This is a genomic window from Levilactobacillus zymae (assembly GCF_032190635.1).
Classification (GTDB): domain Bacteria; phylum Bacillota; class Bacilli; order Lactobacillales; family Lactobacillaceae; genus Levilactobacillus; species Levilactobacillus zymae_A.
Map to the genome: position 1 here is coordinate 586,772 of NZ_JAVLAS010000001.1, position 19,130 is coordinate 605,901.

Below are 19,130 nucleotides of genomic sequence, written 5' to 3' on the forward strand. Positions count from 1 at the left end.
TTAGTCTTTGATAGTTAGAATTTGGTGGGTGTCGGTACGACCGGTGGGGTAATTGTTTAGACGGTCAACTTGCTGGTGACCTAAAGCAATGCCCATGACCAAAAGTTGGTCGGCCGGGAGTTCGGTGAACTGACGAACGATGTCTGGGTACTTAATAATCTCGTAAGCCGGCATTGAATCAACACCGTAGTCGGCGGCAGCCAGCATGAGTGTCTGCCCGAAGGCCCCTAGATCGTACACCGACCAAACGGGTGAACCTTGCGGAATGGTCAAATAGACCAAGACGGGTGCGTCAAATAACTCAGCCTGAATGGTGTCTAGCCGGGAGGCCTGATCCCCTAAAAAGGCGTGAATACCGGTCAACCAGGTCTGGGTGTTCTCACGTGAGACTACTGGCCAGATGGGGGTGACGGCCGTTAATTCGGCGTGCCCCTTAACGCCAGCTAAGGCCTGTTGCCGGTGCGCCGCTTTGATTCGTGCCAAGGTGTCCCCGGTGGCAATGGTCACCCGCCATGGCTGCGAATCTCCCCAGGACGGGGCCTGCTGGGCCGCCGCCACGATTGAGTGCAAGGTGTTGATACTAAGTGGATCGGTATTAAAGTGGCGAATTGCCCGTCGCCGTTGTAAAACTTTAGCAAATTCCATGTTTAAGTCTCCTCCTCGATGATTCTGACTATTAAACATTTTATAGTTTACGAGTCCGTTTGGGTGAATGCAATAACTTTGTATAACCATTACTTAAAAATGATACAAAACGTACGTTCTTTTGCCGGCGAAATTATGCTATGCTTAGAACATTCTGCAATGAGAGGACGTGACCGGATGACCGCCACGATTTTAACGCCGGCCGAAAACCGGTTCCTACAATTGAGCTATCCCGCGTTGTCCATTCCGGCACTGACACGGTTGATGCCTCAGCTGCGAGACCACCCGACGGTTAAGACCACCAGTGATTTTTTGACACGGAGCGCGAAGGCCGATTTGGCGGCTAACCGGGTCGATTGGTTGGTCGCCGGAAGTGCCGCATGGAAGCTGTTGGCACGCTTACCCTATAAGGTGAACGGTAGTGAGCAGCGGCGAGACTGGCGCCATTGTGCGCTGTGTCATTTGCCGGTGCGCTACGAATACCACGTCGTGTTGCGCCTAAACGGTCGCGAGATTGTGGTGGGTTCCGAATGCGTTAAAAAGTTTATGAGCGACGAGCTGCAGTACTTGATGACCATTACCACCGAAGATAATTTTCACGCGGTGGCCCAGTATGATCAGTTGACGGATCGCTATCCTCAGGTGCCCGAGATTCTCTGGGCACCCGACGCGTTGCCAGATTTGCCCAAACGTCATCGTGCGCAACAGACACGGGTTCGACGGGGGACGCAGACCACGGTGACGGGGTATCTGAAGCACCGCACGACGGTCTTACCGGACTCACAATTGGCCCCTGACTTACGCGGCTATACCCAATTACAGGCACTGGATCACCAGGCCCACCAACGTGCGGTGGCGCAACGACACACCCGAGATGCGCGGGACCGCCAAGTTGCCGAACAGGCACAACAACGGGCCTGGCAACAGGCTGATCGGGCTCAGGATACGGCTCAGGAACGGTTACGTCAGTCGGCGGACTACCAGCGGTGGTTGAACCGGGTCGCCACGGTGCTGGTGGAGCGATTGCCGCTGGTTGAATTTAAAGCCCAACTAACCCACATTGAGGTTCCCGCGGCAGTTCAGCACTTGGTCAACGCTTATCAATTGGGCGTGATGGCCACCGAATTTACGCACCAGGGGAAAATTAAGGCTCAGCGGCTACAGATTGTTCCCCGGTATTTGGTAGCGGATCTGGACGACCGGGCACGGTCGTTGGCCCAACAACGACAACGTGATTGGAACGATGATGTGTTCAACGCGACGTTGGGGCTGGCATTAACACCGGCACAACGGCGTGCCCAGTTGGCGATGCTACGCCAAACCTGGGAGGGGCGTCAGTTGCCGGCGACCATTTATGCAGAACTGGCCGCGTTTAGGGCACACGTGACGCGACCGGTTCAACTCCCAACTAGTTGGCCCGAGCCGTTGCGGCAGGCCTTTCAGACGCGATTGGTGGCCCAACCGGTGGACGGTTGGGTCCCAGCTAAGAAGAATCACGTGACCCCGCAGCAGTTACGCCATCTGGGGCAAGCGACGACGGATTGGGCGACGGTGCAGGCGCGCTATCAACGATTGTACGCTTTGCCGCCGGCGGCCGAAGCGGTCACGTTGTCGGCACTGGAACAGTATTATCTACAGCAACGGGATCAACGACAGGGGCGGCAGGCGGCCACCCAGCAATTATTGCAAAACTTATTAACCGATTCACCAGAAAATGAAGTATAACGTTAGCGTGATCATTATTCCCAGTTTGGAAATAATGGTCACTTTTGGGTTTCAGGCACACCAGTTAACCACCTGGGGGCGCCCGCTGCTTACGATTAAAGTTATGAATGCGCTCGCTGAAAGTGTTCTCATATTTAGGGATTTATGGGAAAGTAAAGGTTCAGTTTGATAATGGTACAAGAAATGTAAATTCCCCCATTTTGCGGGCCCTTTCCCGTAAACTAAATGCCAGGTTAACTCAGCTTGCAAAGCCTAGGTGGCTGGTTAGCTCCATAAACGAGTCGAGAGGAATTGATGATAGCATGTTGAAACGTAAGCGACGGCAACTGGGCGTCACGCTCGCCACGGCGCTAGTCTTATTACCATTGATGGCCCCCGCAGCCCACGCCAAAACTACGGACACGCAAACAGCCATTGCGCCACATCCGGGGGAATACGGATTTTATGTTGATCAATATAAGCATAATGTGAAGGAAAATCAGACGACCAGCACCAATCCGGGACTGGGCTTGCTGTCAAATTTCTATCAACTTTGGTCACCTACGAAGGGAAAGTTAAACCCAGCCATCTTAGATCAAAGCATGGCCATCGTGGCCAAGGCCACGCAGACCCGGACTCAAGCCGAGGTGGAACGGTCCTTCTTTACGGACCAACGGACGCTCCAATACGGGATGCTATCTGGCTTAGGTCCCTACGAGAATGCCTTTAAGGAGAACGGTAACACCGAAACTTGGTACCCGAAGATGCCAGATAAGCCCATTCCAGGAGATACGCCCTGGAGTACGGCACGGTGGGCTGATCCCAACTCAAAGCTGGGACCCATGGTCAAGCTGGTGAATCAGGCTCGTCAGTCCCCGTACTGTGATACCGGGGTCGTCAAGCAGATTTTCAAGTACGTTCGACCATACCGACAGAGCCCGGAAACGGTCAAACAAAACCTTTACCTAGTCAACGTCATGGCCACGGCTCCGGCCAACGACTATGATTTCCCTAGTGGCCACGGTACGGCGGCCTTTGAAGTGGGCGAAACCATGGCCTACGCCTTTCCAGAACGGTTCCAACAGTTGTTGACCCGTTCCTCTGAGATGGGGTACGACCGGTTGCTGGCAGGGCGACACACGCCGTTAGCCGTGATGGGGAGCCGGATGATTGGGACCGCGGTAGCTGCCAGTGTTTTGAATGACCCGGCCAATGCGGCGTTGAAGAAGCAGGCCTATCAAAACGCTCACTCGGACGCCTTGCAAAAGAGTCCCTTAGTTGATCGTCACGATGAGTTTGGCAACTACGCCCAGAACCGGAAAGATTTCCGCTACCGGATGACCTACGGCTTACCACAAATTGGGGATACGACGCGGGCTATGCGGGTGCCTAAGGGGGCCGAGGTGCTCTTAGAAACGCGGCTGCCTTACCTGAGTGCCGCGCAACGGCGAGCCGTCCTCGCCACGACCGGGTTGCCTTCCGGCTATCCCGTCTTGGACGATGCTGAAGGCTGGGGCCGGTTGGACCTCTTCTCGGCGGCCAACGGGTTCGGTAAGTTCTTGGATACGACGAAGGTGACGATGAACGCCGCTAAGGGAAGCTTTAGTGCCCGCGACACTTGGCGTAACGACATTGCTGGTCGCGGTGGCTTGATTAAGCAGGGTACCGGGACGTTAACGTTGGCGGGACACAATACCTTTACGGGGGGCGTTCAGGTTAACGGTGGGCGAGTGATTTTGACCACCCGGGATGCCGCCGGTCGGGGGCCATTGAAGGTTCAACGCGGGACGTTAACGGCTAAAGCGCCGCTGACTATCCAAAAGGGTTATCAACAAGCCAAGCGGGGCACCCTCGCGCTGACGGTGACCAAGGCCACGGCCTTGAAGATTCGGGGTAAAGCGCAATTGGCCGGAACGTTGAAGTTGACCACGAAGCACCTGAAGAACCACCAAAAGATTGTGGTCTTCGGACAGCACCGCGGGAAGTTTAGTCGAGTTCAAGGGTTACCTAAAGGCTGGCACGTGGTCTACCATGCGCATCATTTAGAAGCTGTTCGCGGCTAAAAATAAAAATATCTATGCAATGGTTAATCGTTGCATAGATATTTTTTTATGAACGTAAAGGTTTGATGGGGGGAATGTACAGACTCCGTAAAGCGCCCCAAATAAGGGCTGGATACGGGTACACTAGGTTCAGGTTAGCGCGATAACCAAACGGAGTAGGGAGGAATTTGATATGATGATGCGTCAGAAACAACGACTCGGTGCGGCACTGGCAACGGTACTGGTGTTGCTACCGATGATGACCCCGGTGGCCCAAGCGAAGGCCGTCAACCCGGTTGATCAGTTGATCGCTCCACACGAGGCCAGTTATGGGTTTTACGTGGACAGCTATCGAGCCAACACGAAGCAAAACAAGACCCCAAGCACGAATCCCGCTTATGGACTGTTGAACAACTTTTCGAAGTACTGGTCACCCACAAAGGGGCAACTGGACCCAACTTTTCTGAACGAAAACACGGCAATTGCCGCGAAGATTACCCAGAACCGAACCAACGCGGAAGTTAACCGGTCCTTCTTGACGGATCGTCGCTCCCTGTCATACAGCTTAATTTCGGGCTTGGGACCGTACGCGGCCGCCTTCATTCAGAATGCCAACGCTAAAACCGACTACAACGCCATTCCGACCGAGCCGCAACCAGCGACTACCCCTTATTCCAAGGTGAAGTGGGCGGACCCCAATTCTAAGTTAGGTGACATGGTCAAGTTGGTTGAATTAACCCGGGGATCCTATGGGAGTACCGGGGTGCCAAAGAATACCTTTAAATACAAGCGGCCATACAAATTGAGTAAAGAAGTTTTACCCAATCCTTATCTGGTCAACGTGATGGCCGCTTCACCCAAAGACGGGGACTTTGACTTCCCGAGTGGCCATACCACAGCCGGATTTGAGACCGGAGAAATGTTAGCTTATGCTTTCCCAGAACGCTTTCAACAATTGGTAACGCGTTCCTCAGAAATGGGATACGATCGTGTCTTGGCCGGGCGGCACTCCCCACTAGCAGTGATGGGTGGTCGGATGTTTGGGACCGCGGTGACGGCTAGTGTCCTGAACGATCCCGCTAACCAGGAAGTTATGAAGCGGGCCTATGCTGAAGCCCACACCGATTTACTGCAGAGTAGTCCATTGGTTAATGCGCAAGACGACTACAGTAATTACCAAGAGAATCAACGAAACTACCGTTACCGGATGACTTACGGGTTACCGCAAGACGGTGACAAGAATCAAGCGATGCGGGTACCCAAGGGTGCTGAAGTCTTGTTAGCCACCCGGCTGCCTTACCTAGATGCCCGTCAACGCCGGGCCGTATTGGCAACGACTGGCCTACCTTCCGGGTACCACCTGTTGGATGATGCCGAAGGTTGGGGCCGCTTAGACCTCTTCTCTGCCGCCAACGGGTACGGCCAACTGTTAGCGACGACTAAGGTTAACATGGACGCCGCTAAGGGAAGTTTTAACGCGCATGATACTTGGCGTAACGACATTAGCGGGGCCGGCCAGTTGATTAAGCAGGGCTCCGGGGATCTCTCCTTGACGGGGAATAACACCTTTAAAGGTGGGATTCAGGTGACCGCTGGCCAATTAGATCTAAACGCGAAAAACGCGGCGGGACAAGGCAACGTGACCGTGCAGAGTGGGACGTTAACCACTAACACGGCAGCGAAATTACAAAAGAGCTACCACCAAAGCAAGCACGGGACGTTGGCATTAACGGTGACCAAAGCCACGGCCATGAAAATTCGGGGCAAGGCCCAGTTAGCCGGAACGTTAACCATCACTAATGCTAAAGATCTCAAGTCCCACCAGGTGCTCTTAAGATTTGGGAGCCTGAAGGGGAAGTTTGCCCACGTCAAGGGCTTACCACAAGGCTGGCACGTTAAGTACCACGCCCACAGTTTGGAATTAGTTCGCGGCTAACCACCACGAACCCCGTAGCAACGGGTAGTTAGTTCCGTTTAAATTCAAAAATGGCCATTTTTGACGGTAAGGATTACTAACTACTTGGGATTCACGCTGGTGGGTTAACTGCGTTTGGAACGGAGATTGGCAACGGATAAGGCCAGTGACGTTAAGGTTAGCGGCCAGTTAACCGCCCAAGTGTATAACCACCAACTGGTAGCGTTCGCGGGCTTAAAGAACCCTAAGATGGGAACTTGTCCTAGCCAACCAATCAAAGCCAGTAAGCCGAATAAGCACAACTGGCAGAGCAACCCGCCGGCGGTTGAGAAGCGGTATTTATCAATCATCGCCGTGTCGTTATCGACCACCTGGGATTCGTACATATCGTGATTAATGGTGGGGTTATCGTACCCAATGTAGAGGGCCATCAAGAGTAAGCCCAACAAGTACGGAAACTTCCAGGGAATTAAGACTAGGAGGTGCCCCAGAATTAGGAGGGTGCCACTTAGGTGGTGCTGACGAGCGGCATCGTGATGCGCTAAAGCGGCGATGATGCCGGCCCCCCCTTCAAAGCCGATCAGGTAAGCCACGAAGATGAGGTACATTCCTAGCTTTCCCCAGTAGAAGTAGGCCATGAAGCTACTAAACAATAACACGAAGCTGAGGAGAAAGCCCCGGTTCAGTAAGCGCAATTTAAATTCGCGTAGCTTACGTCGATCGGCGTACAGCTCAATCAAGGCGATGACCAAGGCCACCAGGATAATCACTAGCGTCAGCCAGGCCGGGAGGGCGAGGTTGGCTTTGCGTAACGTGGTCAGGACCGCAATGGCGGCGAAGAAAACCACCGACAACCACCAACGCCAGAATTGCTTAAGCCCGTGGCGCTGATTGGGTTGACCGCGATAGAAGTCGTGGGTGAACTCGTTTAGCAACAGTCCCCCGGGTAACGCGGCAAGATTGAGGATGGCCAGCAAGGCGAAAGTTAACGAAAAGCTGAGTTTCAGTACGAAGTCGAGCTCTAGTAACACAATCAATCCCAGGAAGACTAACCAGTACACCCGCTTCATCTTAAACGACGTGGTGTGGGCCAGGTGGAGCTTAACAGTCAGAAAGTACGGCCAGATGGTGGCCGCACTGTAACCCCACAGGATACTCCCGAAGATGAGCCAGCCCAACGATTGGGTTAGGGCGAAGGGAAGGCTTCCCAGGGCCCCGAAGACCAACGTGATGATCAAGTAAGTGCTGGATCGCAGATTCAACCGCTTGGTGTAGAAGATGCTGGCGGCCCGCGAGATATAGACGGTCACCAGGGCGACGAGATAGGTCGTACTTTGGGTTTTCTGGTACTGGAATAAAAGTAGAATGTAGGGCAACATGACACCGGTGTTGGCTAAAAAGTTCAGCGTTCCCACCGAAAAATCAATGCCCGCTTGTTTGAGGCGTTCCACGGCCACAGCCTCCTTTAGGCAAGTTCAGGTATAGGTTAAGTATAGCAATCTCGGCCCCGTAACAGCTAGTCGGGGGCCTCATAAATTTTACGGCATAAAAAACACGCCGCCGGAAAACCAGCGACGTGTCGATGCCTAGGCTTCCGAAGAAGTCTTGGGCGTTAAACGTTTTTCAATAAAGGAGAGGACGACGTCGGTGATGATGGCCATCAGGGCGGTGGGCAGGGCCCCCGCTAAGATGATGGCCCCACCGTTCGTCGCGTTGGTCCCCCGGACGATGATGTCGCCCAGACCGCCGGACCCGATGAACGACCCAATCACGGTGATCCCAATCCCTAAGACCAGGGCGTTACGAATCCCGGCAATGATGACGGATAGGGATAGCGGAATTCGAATCGTGGTCATGATTTGCAGGCGGGTCATCCCCATGCCCTTACCGGCGTCGAGCACGTCGGCGTCGACACTGAGCATCCCGGTATAGGTGTTCTTGATGATTGGCAACAGGGAGTAGAGGAAGACCGTGGCAATGACGGTGTTCTGACCTAGTCCCAAGCCGAGCATCAAGATGGACAACATCGCAAGCGAGGGGATGGTCTGGATCACGTTGGCGATTCCGATAATGACCGGAGAGAGCCGCCGGTGTTGCGAGATCCAGATTCCAATCGGAATCCCCACGATGGCCCCGAAGAGCACGCCGTAGATGGAGACCAGAAAGGTTTGGTTAAATTGGCTGAGGACGTACATTCCGTTGTGGGAAAAGTAGTAAATTAGTTGTCCCCAAAGATCCATGTCTTTCATCTTATTGCCCCCCTTCGAAGTAGTGGTGATCCTTTAGAAATTGCTTGGCGACGGTTTGAGGTTCTTCCAGTTCGTCATCGACCTGGTAATTCAACGTTTGCATGGTCTTTAACGAAATTTTGCCGACCAACCGGTTCAAGACACCCCGCAATTCGGGGTGTTGCTTCAGAATCTGATTAGTGGTGACGGCACTGGCGTTGTACGGCGGGAAGAAGTTCCGGTCGTCCTTGAGTAGCTTCAGATGGTAGCTGGCCACCCGGCCGTCGGTGGAATAACCTAAAATGGCGTCCATCTTATCGGCAGCTAATGCGTCGTAGAGTAAGCCGGTCTGCATGGGTTTAACCGTTCCAAAACTGTAACCGTAATCCTTCTGGAAGGCGGGATACCCGTCTCCTTGACGATTTTGCCAGATTTGGTCGATCCCGACCGTCATCTTAGGCGCTAACTTTTTGAGGTCACTCACGGTCTTCAAGTGATACTTTTTGGCGTAGGCCGGTTTGACCATCCACGCGTAAGTGTCGGCGAAGCCGTAAGACTTAAAGTAGGTCATCTGGTAACGGTTCTGAAAATCCTTGGTTACCGTGGTGATCACCTTCTGGGGATCGCGCTCGAATTTTTCATTTAAGATGGTGGTCAGATCGGTTCCGTAGAAACGAATTGAGGAGATGTCGGCGTTCCCGTTCTTAAGGGCGTTGAAGCTGACATTTCCGGAGCCTAAGTTGTTGATAATGGATGTGTTTAAGTTGGTGTAGTGTTCAATCATTCCTTGAATGACGTAGGCCATGATTTGCTGTTCGGTGGTGTTTTGCGAGGCGATGCGGACCGTGTTCTTACCAGAACCACCCAGGCCGGGCAGCGCACAGCCGCCCAATGGCAGCAGTAAAATGACGACCAGGAGTCCGGCCAGCCATTGACGTAAACGTTTTTGCATAAAGACAGGCCTCCTATTTATATTGCTTGGGCGTAACGGCGAATTCGACTTTCCCTAACAGGTAGTCGACCAATAGGGCCAACAAGATGACCGGAATCGAGCCGCCCAAAATCAGGTCGGAACGATACAGGTTTAACCCGTTAAAGATAAAGTCACCTAGCCCTCCAGCACCAATGTACGAGGCCAGGGTGGCCCAAGCAATCACGTAGGTCGCCGATAGACGAATGCCGGACATGATGACCGGGGCGGCCAGTGGAATCTCGGCCTGCAACATTGCTTGCCACCAGGTCATCCCCATCCCCTTTGCGGCGTCGCGAACGGTCGGGGAGACCCCTTGCATGCCTAAGTAGGTGTTCCGTAAGATGGGCAACAGCGAATAAATGAAGAGCGCCACAATGGCGGGAGTTGAACCAATCCCGAAGATGGAAATCATCATGGCCAGTAACGCCATGGCGGGGATGGTTTGCAGCACCCCAGCCAGTGTAATCACTAGGTTGGCGCCCCGTTTCATCCGCGTCAGTAAGATTCCTAAGGGCACCGCCACGATGACGCCTAAGGCCAAGGCAAACGCCGAAATATAAAGGTGTTGGCCGGTCTTGGCAATCAGCTGGGTCCCGTAGGTTGCTAAGAAGTGCATCATGGCTAAGCGTCACCTCCCTCACGAGTGGCCGCCGCGTGAATGTCGGCGTTGATCGGTGAAGCCGGTTGTTCGTCGGTCGCCGGGGCTCCCCGCAAGGCATCGTAGACGATGTCGACCAGCGAGGTCCGGGTCACGATACCCACTAACCGGTGAGCGTCGTCAACGACCGGCACGTTCTTCACGCCAAGTTTCAAGATCCGTTGGACGGTATCCCCAATTAGGGCCTTATCTTGGACGTAAAAGACCTTGTGATTCATCAGCTGGCTAACGGGGGTCGCCGCGTCGGTATGGCGGCTAACGTCGTCCAAGTCGATGTAGCCGATTAACTTGTCCTGTTCGTCGGTAACCAGTAAGGTATCGACTCGTTTGGCGTGCATCAAGTCAATGGTGTCGGACAGGGTCTTATCTGGTGAAATGGCCACGGGGTTTTTACGCATGATTTGGTTGATGGTCAAAATGTTAGGTTGCGCTCTGATCAGCCGCTCTTCCCCAATCAAGTTGGTCACAAATTCGTTGGCCGGGTGCCGCAAAATGTTTTCGGGTGTGTCGACTTGAACCTGCTTACCTTGACTCATAATGACCACGCGGGTTGCCAGGTGTAAGGCTTCATCCATGTCGTGCGTCACAAAGATAAAGGTCTTCCCCAGGTCTTCTTGGAGGTGCTTGACCAGGTCCTGTAACGATTCACGGGTGATGGGATCCAGGGCCCCGAACGGTTCGTCCATCAGGATGATTTCCTGATCGGCGGCTAAGGCCCGGACGACCCCGATCCGTTGTTGTTGGCCACCAGAGAGTTCGCCGGGGTACCGTTGCAGCATCTCGTCGGGCAACTGGGCCAGTTCGATCATTTTGTGTGCCTGCGTGGCGCGTTTTTCTTTCGACCAGCCTAACAGCTTAGGCACCAGTTCGATGTTTTCTTGGATGGTCATGTGGGGCATCAGCCCAACGTTTTGAATCACGTAACCAATCGAGCGACGGAGCTTGACCGGATCCATTTTGGCGATATCCTGGTCGTTGATTTTAATGGGCCCGGAGGTCTGGTTGAGCATCCGGTTAATCATCCGCATGGTCGTGGTCTTTCCCGAACCGGAAGTACCGATGAAGCAGATAAATTCCCCCTTACCAACTTCGAGGTTGAAGTCGTCGACGGCGATTTTACCGTTGGGATATTCCTTACGTAGATGTTCCATTGAAAGTAGCATTGATTAACCTCCTGAATTGGGTTTCCCCCGCAGATTGGCCGGGGGTATAAAAAGAACGATCGGTGGACCGGCTTCCGTCAAGATGACCGGTCGTATTTGATTGTTTGTTGACAGACTTAACTGGGTCCATTGTACACGATGAAAGAACGATTACCAAGGAAAGACAATTCCTGGTGTAGATAATTGTTACAACTGAACGACTGGCCAACCGCGTGGCTAAGCCGATGAAAGGGTTTCTCGAAAAAAACTTAAATGAGACACTATAACCATAACAAATATAAATGAGCTTTTAATAAGTTTCTGCTTATAAAGTCGTGAGCATCGAGTGAACACCCGCCTCCGAAATAAAGACAAATTGGGGGTTGCCTTCGAGTTACTCGAACCCGGTATACTCTAATGAACGTTGTCCCACGAAAGGAAGATGAACATGCAACGAGTTCTAGTGGTGGGGCCCCTCGATCGGGCGGCCCGCACCCTCATTACGCAATTACGCCAGTTGCCCTCGGTAACCTTAACCGTGTATTCGCCTAGCCGGGTGACCTTGCCCGCTGACGTGGTGGCCTTGACCCAACAACCCTTAGACGAAGGCGGGTTAACCGCCGCAATGCTGGGGCAGGACCAAGTGATTGCCCTGGTGCCGACGATTCGGTTAGCACGGATGGTGCCCACGTTGATCACGGCGTTACGGGCTGCGGGCCAGCCCCGGTTGATCGTGAGTCGGACGGATGACGTGGTGGAGATGCCCCGGCAACTGCGTGCTGCCCGCCAGGCGCTAATGACGGCCCGGGTGCCGTTTGATTTTGTCGATGGCCTGGGTGCCGTATTGGCCCTCACGGCGACGGCGACGGCGGTCCCACTAACGGCAACCAATCCAAAATCCGTCTGACCAAGCTAAATCGGTCAGACGGATTTTTTTTAAAATTGATGGTGATTTAGTGGATTGACCAGCTAAACATAAAGCTGGTGGGCTAAGCGGCCTGGGTCTTCCGTTGCCGGATCTCGGGGACTAGCCACCAGACCAATGCCAGGTTGATGAGCATCAGCGCGGCCGTAGAGATGAAGACGGCGTTGTAGTTGAAGACCCCGGCGATCCAGCCACCAATCAGGGACCCCAACATGTTACCAACGGCCTGGAAGGACTGGTTCCAACTAAAAACCGTGGAGGTCAGCTCAACCGGGGTGTTCTTGGTCAGGAGGGGTTGAATCTCGGGGTAGAGTGCCCCGTCGGAGATTCCAATCATGAACCGTAACAGGCCTAGCATCCAGACGCTGGTGACGAACCCTTGGGGCAGGTACATCAGCGTGGCGAAGATGTAGCCGAACAGTAACACCCGTCCAGAACCGTGTTGGTCACCGTAACGGCCTAGTCGTGGCGAGGCGATGATGTTGGAAATTCCGGGTAGCGCCGCGATGATCCCGGCGACCACGGTAATTGGGCCGACGTTATGCATCAATTCCTTGACGTACAAACTGATAATGGGCGAAATCGAAATGTTCCCAAACTGCACGATCAACGTCGAGGAAAGCAGTACCAGAATCAACTTGGGTTTCGGAAAGGCCGCCAACGGATTGAGACTTCGTTGGCCCTTGGGCTTGGGGGCCACTGGCTTGAACTTTTCTTGCACCATGCCCCAACTCATGAAGAAGGTAATTAAGAGTAAGAAGCCGGTGATAAAGAAGGTCAGCCGAATGGTGAAGACCTGCGCCAAGACCCCCCCGACGACCGGTCCTAGCAACATCCCGCTGGTGGGTCCGGTCATTAAGGTACTTAACGCGGCGCCACTGTGTTTGCGGGGCGTCTGGGAGGCAACCAGGGCCTGGGCATTGGAGATGTAACCGGCAAAAACCCCTTGGAGGGCCCGTAGCGCGACCATCTGCCAGACACTGGTGGCGAAGCCCATCAAGGCGAGCGAGATTCCCATCCCCAGCGACGAGCGCAGGAGCATGATCTTCCGGCCCTTCCGGTCGGCTAAGATCCCCCAAAGTGGGGACGCAATGGCGGAGACGAAGAAGTCTGCCGCATAGACCAAGCCACTGTACATGGTCACCTGGGCTTTGGTGTAATCGCCTAAGCTACTAATATATAACGATAAAAAGGGCATGATTTCGCTGAACGCCATGCCGGCGACAAAGGTACAGAACCACAGCACGTGTAAGTTTTTTTGCCATGGGCTGCGCTCCCTTTCAGCTTCATCCAAAGTGCGTCAACTCCTTGTGATTAGATTGAAAATGAGCCTCACCCCGAGGGTGACGACCCATCCTGAAACCATTTATTCTATTAGACATCTTTACTAAAATACGCCCATAGCGCTGAAAAATCAATGATTTATGGCTAGTTGAATGCGCTCGCAATAATTAAATTTATTTTACAACGAAAATTAACCGTCCGGACTTGATGAGTGGTCCGCGTGGTTGGTGTGGGTCAATCTAGTTAGCGGGCGGACGAGCTGTACTCAAAAACCCCCGGGAAATCGACCGGGGGTTTTAAAGTTGGACTATTAAACCCACAGATACTTAGGCGTGGGCTTGAAAATCGGTGACTCCCTGGGCCAGCCGGTGCAGGCCGTCCTGGAGCCGTTTGGCAGGGCAAGCCACGTTAATGCGGACGAAGTCGTGACTATCGCCACCGTAGACCGCACCGGCCGTGATGAATAGGCCGGTCTTGGCGCGAATCACCCGGCACAGGGCGGTAGTATCGTGAGTGACGGCCCGGCAATCAATCCAAACCAGGTAGGTGGCATGGCCCTCAATCACGCGGAGTTCAGGGATGTGCTTTTGGGTGTACTGGGTCAGCGCCTGCTTATTGGCGGTAATCTGCGCGTTCATGGCGTGGACCCAAGCAGCACCAGTCGTGTAGGCTGCGATGACGCCGGGAACCGCGAACGAATTGGGCTCGGCCAATTCGTCGGTGTTGAGTCCCCGGTCGACCAAGTGACGTAAGGCCTCGTTAGGAATAATAACCGTGGCGGCGTGCAGGGCGGCCACGTTAAAGGTCTTACTGGTCGATACACAAGTGATACTGTTTTGCGCGTTGACATCGTTGACCGAGGCAAATGGCGTATACGGGTGGTCGGCGTCGGTGATGTCACCGTGGATTTCATCGGACAGCACCGTGACGTGGTTGGCCGCGGCGAGTTCGCCGATCTTCGCCAGTTCGGTAGTGGTCCAGACCTTGCCCACCGGATTGTGCGGATTACACAGGATCATCATGGTGGTGAGGGGGTCGGCCATTTTGGCGGTGAGGTCGGCCCAATCGATGGTGTAGACACCGTCGCGGTCGACCAGATCGCTGGAGAGGATGTGGCGGCCATTATTGACGATGGAATTATAGAAAATATTGTAGACGGGGGCTTGCACCAGGACATTGTCCCCAACGTTGCTGACGCGCCGAACCGCCGACGAGATGGCCGGCACGACACCGGTGACGAACCGCATCCAGGCGGTGTTGGGCGCCCAGTTGTGTTCCGTGGCGTACCAGTGTTGGACGGCCTCGAAGTAGGCGGCGGGGACTTCTTCATAGCCGAAGATGCCCGTGGCGGCCTTGTCCTGAATCGCCTTGACAATGCCGGGGGCCGTGCGGAAGTCCATGTCGGCAACCCACATCGGCAGCTCGTGGTCCTGGACGTCCCACTTCACGGAGTTGGTGTGCCGCCGGTCGATCATTTCGGAAAAGTCAAACTTAGTCATGGGCGGCCTCCTGCGTGGTAATCGTGGTTTGCGCGGGATCGATGGCCGGATCGTCAAAGATGACTTGGCCGATGCTTGGCGCCGTAATCTTCCCGTTGACGGGGTTCTTGACGCTATCAATCTTGGTCGTGATGGTGGCGTCGATATCCTTGCAGTATTCGAAGGACAGGTCGGTGTTGATCAGTGAGCAATCCCGTAAGGTTAAGCCGTCGACGTAGCACAGCCCCTGATCACTTTCCAACCAACAGTTGACGAAGGTGATGTTTTTGGTGTTCCAGGATAAGTATTCACCAATGATGGTCGAATCGTAGATGGTGACGTTTTCGCAGTTCCAAAAGGCGTCGTGGGTGATGAACGTTGAGTTGTGCACCTCGATGTTCTTCCCGCCATCGAAGACGTAGTTCCCGGTCACCTTGAGGTCATGGGCGACCACGTTGTTGGTGTTCATCCCAAAGTAATCGCCGTTGGCTGTGACGTGGTCGAGTTGGACATCGTCGCACCACCAGAGGGTTTCCCCGGCGTCCGCAAAGTCGACGTTTTGGATCTTCAGGTGCTGGGCGTGGCGGAAGGTCTTAGTGGCCCGGACCGCTGTGTTCTGTAAGGTCAGGTTCTGACTGTACCAGATACCAGCGTGGGCGTCGGGTTGCCAGGTCGTGTGATCGACCGTGACGTGGTTGGCGTACCACAAGGGATATTTCCACTTGAAAATGGTGTGGTCGATGGCCAGGTCGTGACCGTGCTTTAATGGGGATTCACCGTCGTGAAACGTGCTATTCGTGATGTGGAGGTCGTGGGCTTGAAAGAGGGCCCGTTCCCCCGTAAATGATTGTTGGTTAAGTTCTTTCAATTTAGGTTCGACTCCTTTATTTGACTGGATTAAGTCCATTCTAAGCCCTTCGAGTGGCTCGAAGGCAAATTTTTTGGTAGACACGGGTGGTTCTGGGCGGACGTTAAACCGGTAATGAGCGGCGCTAGGCCCACCAGAAACGGCGGTAGTCGGCGATAACTCCCAGGGTGATCAGGGTGACGCTTCCGGCAAAGATGCCATATTGGCGCCAGGAGAGGCCGGGTGCCCTTAACGGCCGCGTGACCATGAAGCGTAGGTAGTGTCCCGGATCGCCGGTTACGGGGTGGGCGACTAGCGGAAAGTTGGCCGGGGCGACGACCACGTGTAAGACCTGATGGGTCGCACGGTTGGTGATAGTCAGGTGATAGGTACCGGCGGGTTGACGCGGAAACGATAAACTCTTGAGATTAGCGAACTGCGCCGACTGCCAGACAATCTGCCCCTGGCGCCGCAGGGTAGCTTGCCCGATACGCGTCCCGTTGGGATCAACGATCAGGTGACTAAAGGCCACCGGGGCGGTGAAGGGTTGGGTGATGTGTTGATTAGGATGCAGGGCCAGCCGACTATCTTGATAATAACGGCCTTCATTTTGACTCACGGCCTGGACGGTCTTGTCTAATGGTCGCGTCAACGACCAGGCACCGGTGCTTAGGGCGGCGACCAGCAGGACCAATACGGTCCCCGTTAAGCGGCGTTGCACCACGGCAGGACGGCTGACTGTCAAGCGCTGGGGAACCCGGAAGCTGACGGCCGCGCCCGCCAATAGTAACGGTAAGAGGGGCAGGGCGTAGCGTTCCTCGGTTTCCCAAAAGACGATATGGAAGGCCATCAGCCCCAGAGCGAAGAGCCCACCTAATAAGAAACCGGGGTGGAAGTCCCGGCGGCGCCATTGCCGCCACCCCCACAAGAAGTTGATCAGCAGTAACGCACAGTAGCTGATTTGAGCCCAGTTAGCCAGGAGCCACTCGCTGGTGGCGCGGTGTTGACGATACCAGGTAGGCATTTTCGTGAAGCTGGAATTCACCTGAAAGGCGTCAAAGGTGCCGGTCGCTAAAAAGAGTTGGGCCTTTTTTCCCAGATGTGCCAGGACACCCCCCGGCCCCAGTTGGTGCAGATACGTCTTCAGGTGAGTGGTGGCGAGCTGCTTTTTAGCAGCGGCGGTCGGGGCTTGAATCACCGGACCGGCGTCCCAGCGGTTGTAGTCGCCGTGAAATTCGGGATTGTAGCTCATGGCAATCCAGCTGATAGCGGGCAGTGTTTTTTCTGGATTGGCCGTAAAGCCGGCCGCGCGTTGAATGGCGTGGTTGCTAGCGATGCCGCCCACCAGACAGAGTCCCAGTAGCCCGGTCAGTCCCAGCTTGGCCCACCCCGCTCGGGTACGGGCCACCGGGAGGAGCCATAGGCTGAGGACGACCGCGATGAATAAGACGATGAAATTGGCTTTGAACAGGTAGGTCGGAGTTAAGACTAGGCCTAACAAAACCCCGGTCCCCCACCAACGGACTGGTGTGGTGGCCCGGCGTAAGTGGGCCGCCAAGACCAGGACTAGCAGACCGGCTGGCAGAACCAGAATATCGCCGTAGGTATTAAGCCCGTAAGCGTAGAACGGGACGCAGGTGATGGCGAGGCCCAAAAAGGTGTTGGCAGCCACGGGCTTGGATTGGCGGAGATGGTGGGCCATGACGGCCAGACCGAGGTCCAACCAGGCAAATTGGGCTAGGTTAAGCCAGATTCCCGAGTCGGCCCCGAGCCACCGACCGATTTGGAGGAGACCAGCTAATAGAAGCGTGAAGCTGACGTTATTGGGATAAGTCTGGAAGTAGGGGTTCCAAGTGGTCTGATGGTGCAGGAGATTAAGGGCCTGTTGGTGCACGAAGTACAGATCGGCGTGGGGCGTGGCCACCCAATTGAACGCCACGATGAGTTGAACGCCGATGAGTAGGACCCATAAGAAGGGGGCCCGTCGGCGACGCTGCCACCGGCGCCAGACCCAGCCCCCAACGCCTAGGGTGAGTAGACTCAGCAGGGCCACCAGTAACGGTGGCCACCAGTTCTGATCGTTCCGGTAGCCGACGGGGGCCAGTAACGCGAGCAGCCAGACGGCCCCCAGCATCAGGGTGATCAGTAAGCCGAGTCCATTTGCTAAATGTTGCCGTCGTTCCATGACAAATCTCCTTAATCCGACAGGGTATGGTGTAAGGACTTGGCGGACGTTGCCGTCGCGGCCGCAAAGGCGTGAGAATAGGTGTCGGTTTGAATGATGAACCGGGGACGCCGCTTGGTCTGGGTGAAGGTCCGACCCACGTATTCCCCAATGATACTAATCGCAATCAGTTGACAACCACCCAAGAACCACAGGGAGGTCATGATGGATGACCAGCCGGTGACGACGGCGCCACGGAGGTGTTGGATCACGATCCAAGCGAACATGGCCACGGCCCCCACGCAAATCGCGGCGCCAGCCCATAAAACAGCTCGGATGGGGGCAATGGAAAACGAAAAAATACCGTCAAGCGCGAGCTTCAACATCTTTTTCAACGAGTATTTGGATTGGCCGGCAAGACGCGGTCGGCGTTTGTAGTACAGCTTGGTAGTTGCAAACCCTAGTTGCGGAACGATTCCCCGTAAGAAGGGATCATTTTCATGATACTCCAGTAGAGCCTCCAATGCGCGCCGACTCAGTAAGCGAAAATCGGCGTGATTGGGAATCAGGTGAACGCCCAACTTATTCATTAACCAGTAGAAACGTTCGGCAGTGGTGCGCTTGAACCAGGTATCACTCGACCGGTCGTTACGGACACCGTAGACGATGTCGAATCCGTCGGCCGCTTGTTGGACCATGTTCGGAATCAAGAACGGATTATCTTGTAGGTCGGCGTCAATTGTGATGGTCAGATCCGAATAGGGTGCGGCGGTCTGCAGACCAGCCATCAAGGCGGCTTCCTGACCGAAGTTGCGGCTGAATTGAAGGCCGGTAAAGTGGCCGTTAGTTGTTTGTAGGTGTTGAATCAGGTCCCAGGTTTTGTCATGACTACCGTCGTCAACAAACAGAATCTTACTGTCGGTGGTCACCTGTTGTTCCGTCATCAGTTGTGTCAAAATGGCGTCCAGGGTTTGGGCGCTGCTGGGTAACACGGCTTCTTCATTAAAGCACGGCACCACTAAGGTGAGCCGTGGTAACTTTTTGTCAGACATGGTATTCCTCCCCTAAAATAGCGACACACCTTAGCTAGTTTCCCCGCTAGCTAAGAATATGCCTAAAGCATAA

Annotated in this window: 15 protein-coding genes; 4 read left to right on the top strand and 11 right to left on the bottom strand. The window is 54.5% G+C overall.

The window, feature by feature from the left end; genetic code table 11:
* Nucleotides 1–645, bottom strand: a complete 645-nt coding sequence (locus RI501_RS02605) for a nitroreductase (protein WP_313820226.1) — start codon at nt 643–645, stop codon at nt 1–3.
* Between the two features lie 177 nt (nt 646–822).
* On the opposite strand from RI501_RS02605, the gene RI501_RS02610 reads away from it, so the two are divergent.
* The 3 genes from RI501_RS02610 to RI501_RS02620 all read left to right on the top strand — a co-directional run bounded on the left by RI501_RS02610 (nt 823) and on the right by RI501_RS02620 (nt 6,327).
* Complete coding sequence (locus tag RI501_RS02610) at nt 823–2,370, top strand: hypothetical protein (protein WP_313820227.1); 1,548 nt, start codon at nt 823–825, stop codon at nt 2,368–2,370.
* Nucleotides 2,371–2,672: 302 nt separating this feature from the next.
* Nucleotides 2,673–4,412 carry a phosphatase PAP2 family protein gene (locus RI501_RS02615; RefSeq protein WP_313820228.1) on the top strand — a complete coding sequence of 580 codons (1,740 nt, stop codon included), beginning with the start codon at nt 2,673–2,675 and terminating at the stop codon, nt 4,410–4,412.
* Between the two features lie 172 nt (nt 4,413–4,584).
* The gene (locus tag RI501_RS02620; protein WP_313820229.1) at nt 4,585–6,327 is read left to right on the top strand and encodes a phosphatase PAP2 family protein; all 1,743 of its coding nucleotides are present in this window, start codon (nt 4,585–4,587) and stop codon (nt 6,325–6,327) included.
* A gap of 104 nt (nt 6,328–6,431) precedes the next feature.
* Here RI501_RS02620 and RI501_RS02625 read toward each other — a convergent pair whose 3' ends face one another.
* The 5 genes from RI501_RS02625 to RI501_RS02645 all read right to left on the bottom strand — a co-directional run bounded on the left by RI501_RS02625 (nt 6,432) and on the right by RI501_RS02645 (nt 11,328).
* The gene (locus RI501_RS02625; protein ID WP_313820230.1) at nt 6,432–7,757 is read right to left on the bottom strand and encodes a hypothetical protein; all 1,326 of its coding nucleotides are present in this window, start codon (nt 7,755–7,757) and stop codon (nt 6,432–6,434) included.
* Between the two features lie 135 nt (nt 7,758–7,892).
* On the bottom strand, nt 7,893–8,555 hold the full coding sequence (locus RI501_RS02630; protein ID WP_313820231.1) for an ABC transporter permease: 663 nt from the start codon (nt 8,553–8,555) through the stop codon (nt 7,893–7,895).
* Nucleotide 8,556: 1 nt separating this feature from the next.
* Entirely contained in the window at nt 8,557–9,486 is a 930-nt protein-coding gene (locus RI501_RS02635) for an osmoprotectant ABC transporter substrate-binding protein (protein ID WP_313820232.1), read from the bottom strand.
* Nucleotides 9,487–9,499: 13 nt separating this feature from the next.
* A complete protein-coding gene (locus RI501_RS02640) occupies nt 9,500–10,126 on the bottom strand; it encodes an ABC transporter permease (RefSeq protein WP_313820233.1) in 627 nt (208 codons plus the stop codon).
* 2 nt (nt 10,127–10,128) lie between these two features.
* Nucleotides 10,129–11,328, bottom strand: coding sequence for a betaine/proline/choline family ABC transporter ATP-binding protein (locus RI501_RS02645; protein WP_313820234.1), 1,200 nt, complete (start codon nt 11,326–11,328; stop codon nt 10,129–10,131).
* A 427-nt stretch (nt 11,329–11,755) separates the two neighbouring features.
* On the opposite strand from RI501_RS02645, the gene RI501_RS02650 reads away from it, so the two are divergent.
* Complete coding sequence (locus tag RI501_RS02650) at nt 11,756–12,214, top strand: Rossmann-fold NAD(P)-binding domain-containing protein (protein ID WP_313820235.1); 459 nt, start codon at nt 11,756–11,758, stop codon at nt 12,212–12,214.
* Between the two features lie 82 nt (nt 12,215–12,296).
* On the opposite strand, the gene RI501_RS02655 is transcribed toward RI501_RS02650, so the two are convergent.
* From RI501_RS02655 to RI501_RS02675, 5 genes are all read right to left on the bottom strand, one after another.
* Nucleotides 12,297–13,526 (bottom strand): MFS transporter, encoded by a 1,230-nt coding sequence (locus RI501_RS02655; protein ID WP_313820236.1) that lies wholly within the window; start codon nt 13,524–13,526, stop codon nt 12,297–12,299.
* Between the two features lie 316 nt (nt 13,527–13,842).
* On the bottom strand, nt 13,843–15,015 hold the full coding sequence (locus RI501_RS02660) for a MalY/PatB family protein (protein WP_313820237.1): 1,173 nt from the start codon (nt 15,013–15,015) through the stop codon (nt 13,843–13,845).
* Nucleotides 15,008–15,862 carry a DUF3737 family protein gene (locus RI501_RS02665; RefSeq protein WP_313820238.1) on the bottom strand — a complete coding sequence of 285 codons (855 nt, stop codon included), beginning with the start codon at nt 15,860–15,862 and terminating at the stop codon, nt 15,008–15,010. Before RI501_RS02665 ends, RI501_RS02660 begins: the two co-directional genes overlap by 8 nt.
* 124 nt (nt 15,863–15,986) lie before the next feature.
* A complete protein-coding gene (locus tag RI501_RS02670) occupies nt 15,987–18,026 on the bottom strand; it encodes a hypothetical protein (RefSeq protein WP_313820239.1) in 2,040 nt (679 codons plus the stop codon).
* An 11-nt stretch (nt 18,027–18,037) separates the two neighbouring features.
* Entirely contained in the window at nt 18,038–19,057 is a 1,020-nt protein-coding gene (locus RI501_RS02675) for a glycosyltransferase family 2 protein (protein WP_313820240.1), read from the bottom strand.
* Nucleotides 19,058–19,130 lie beyond the last annotated feature (73 nt).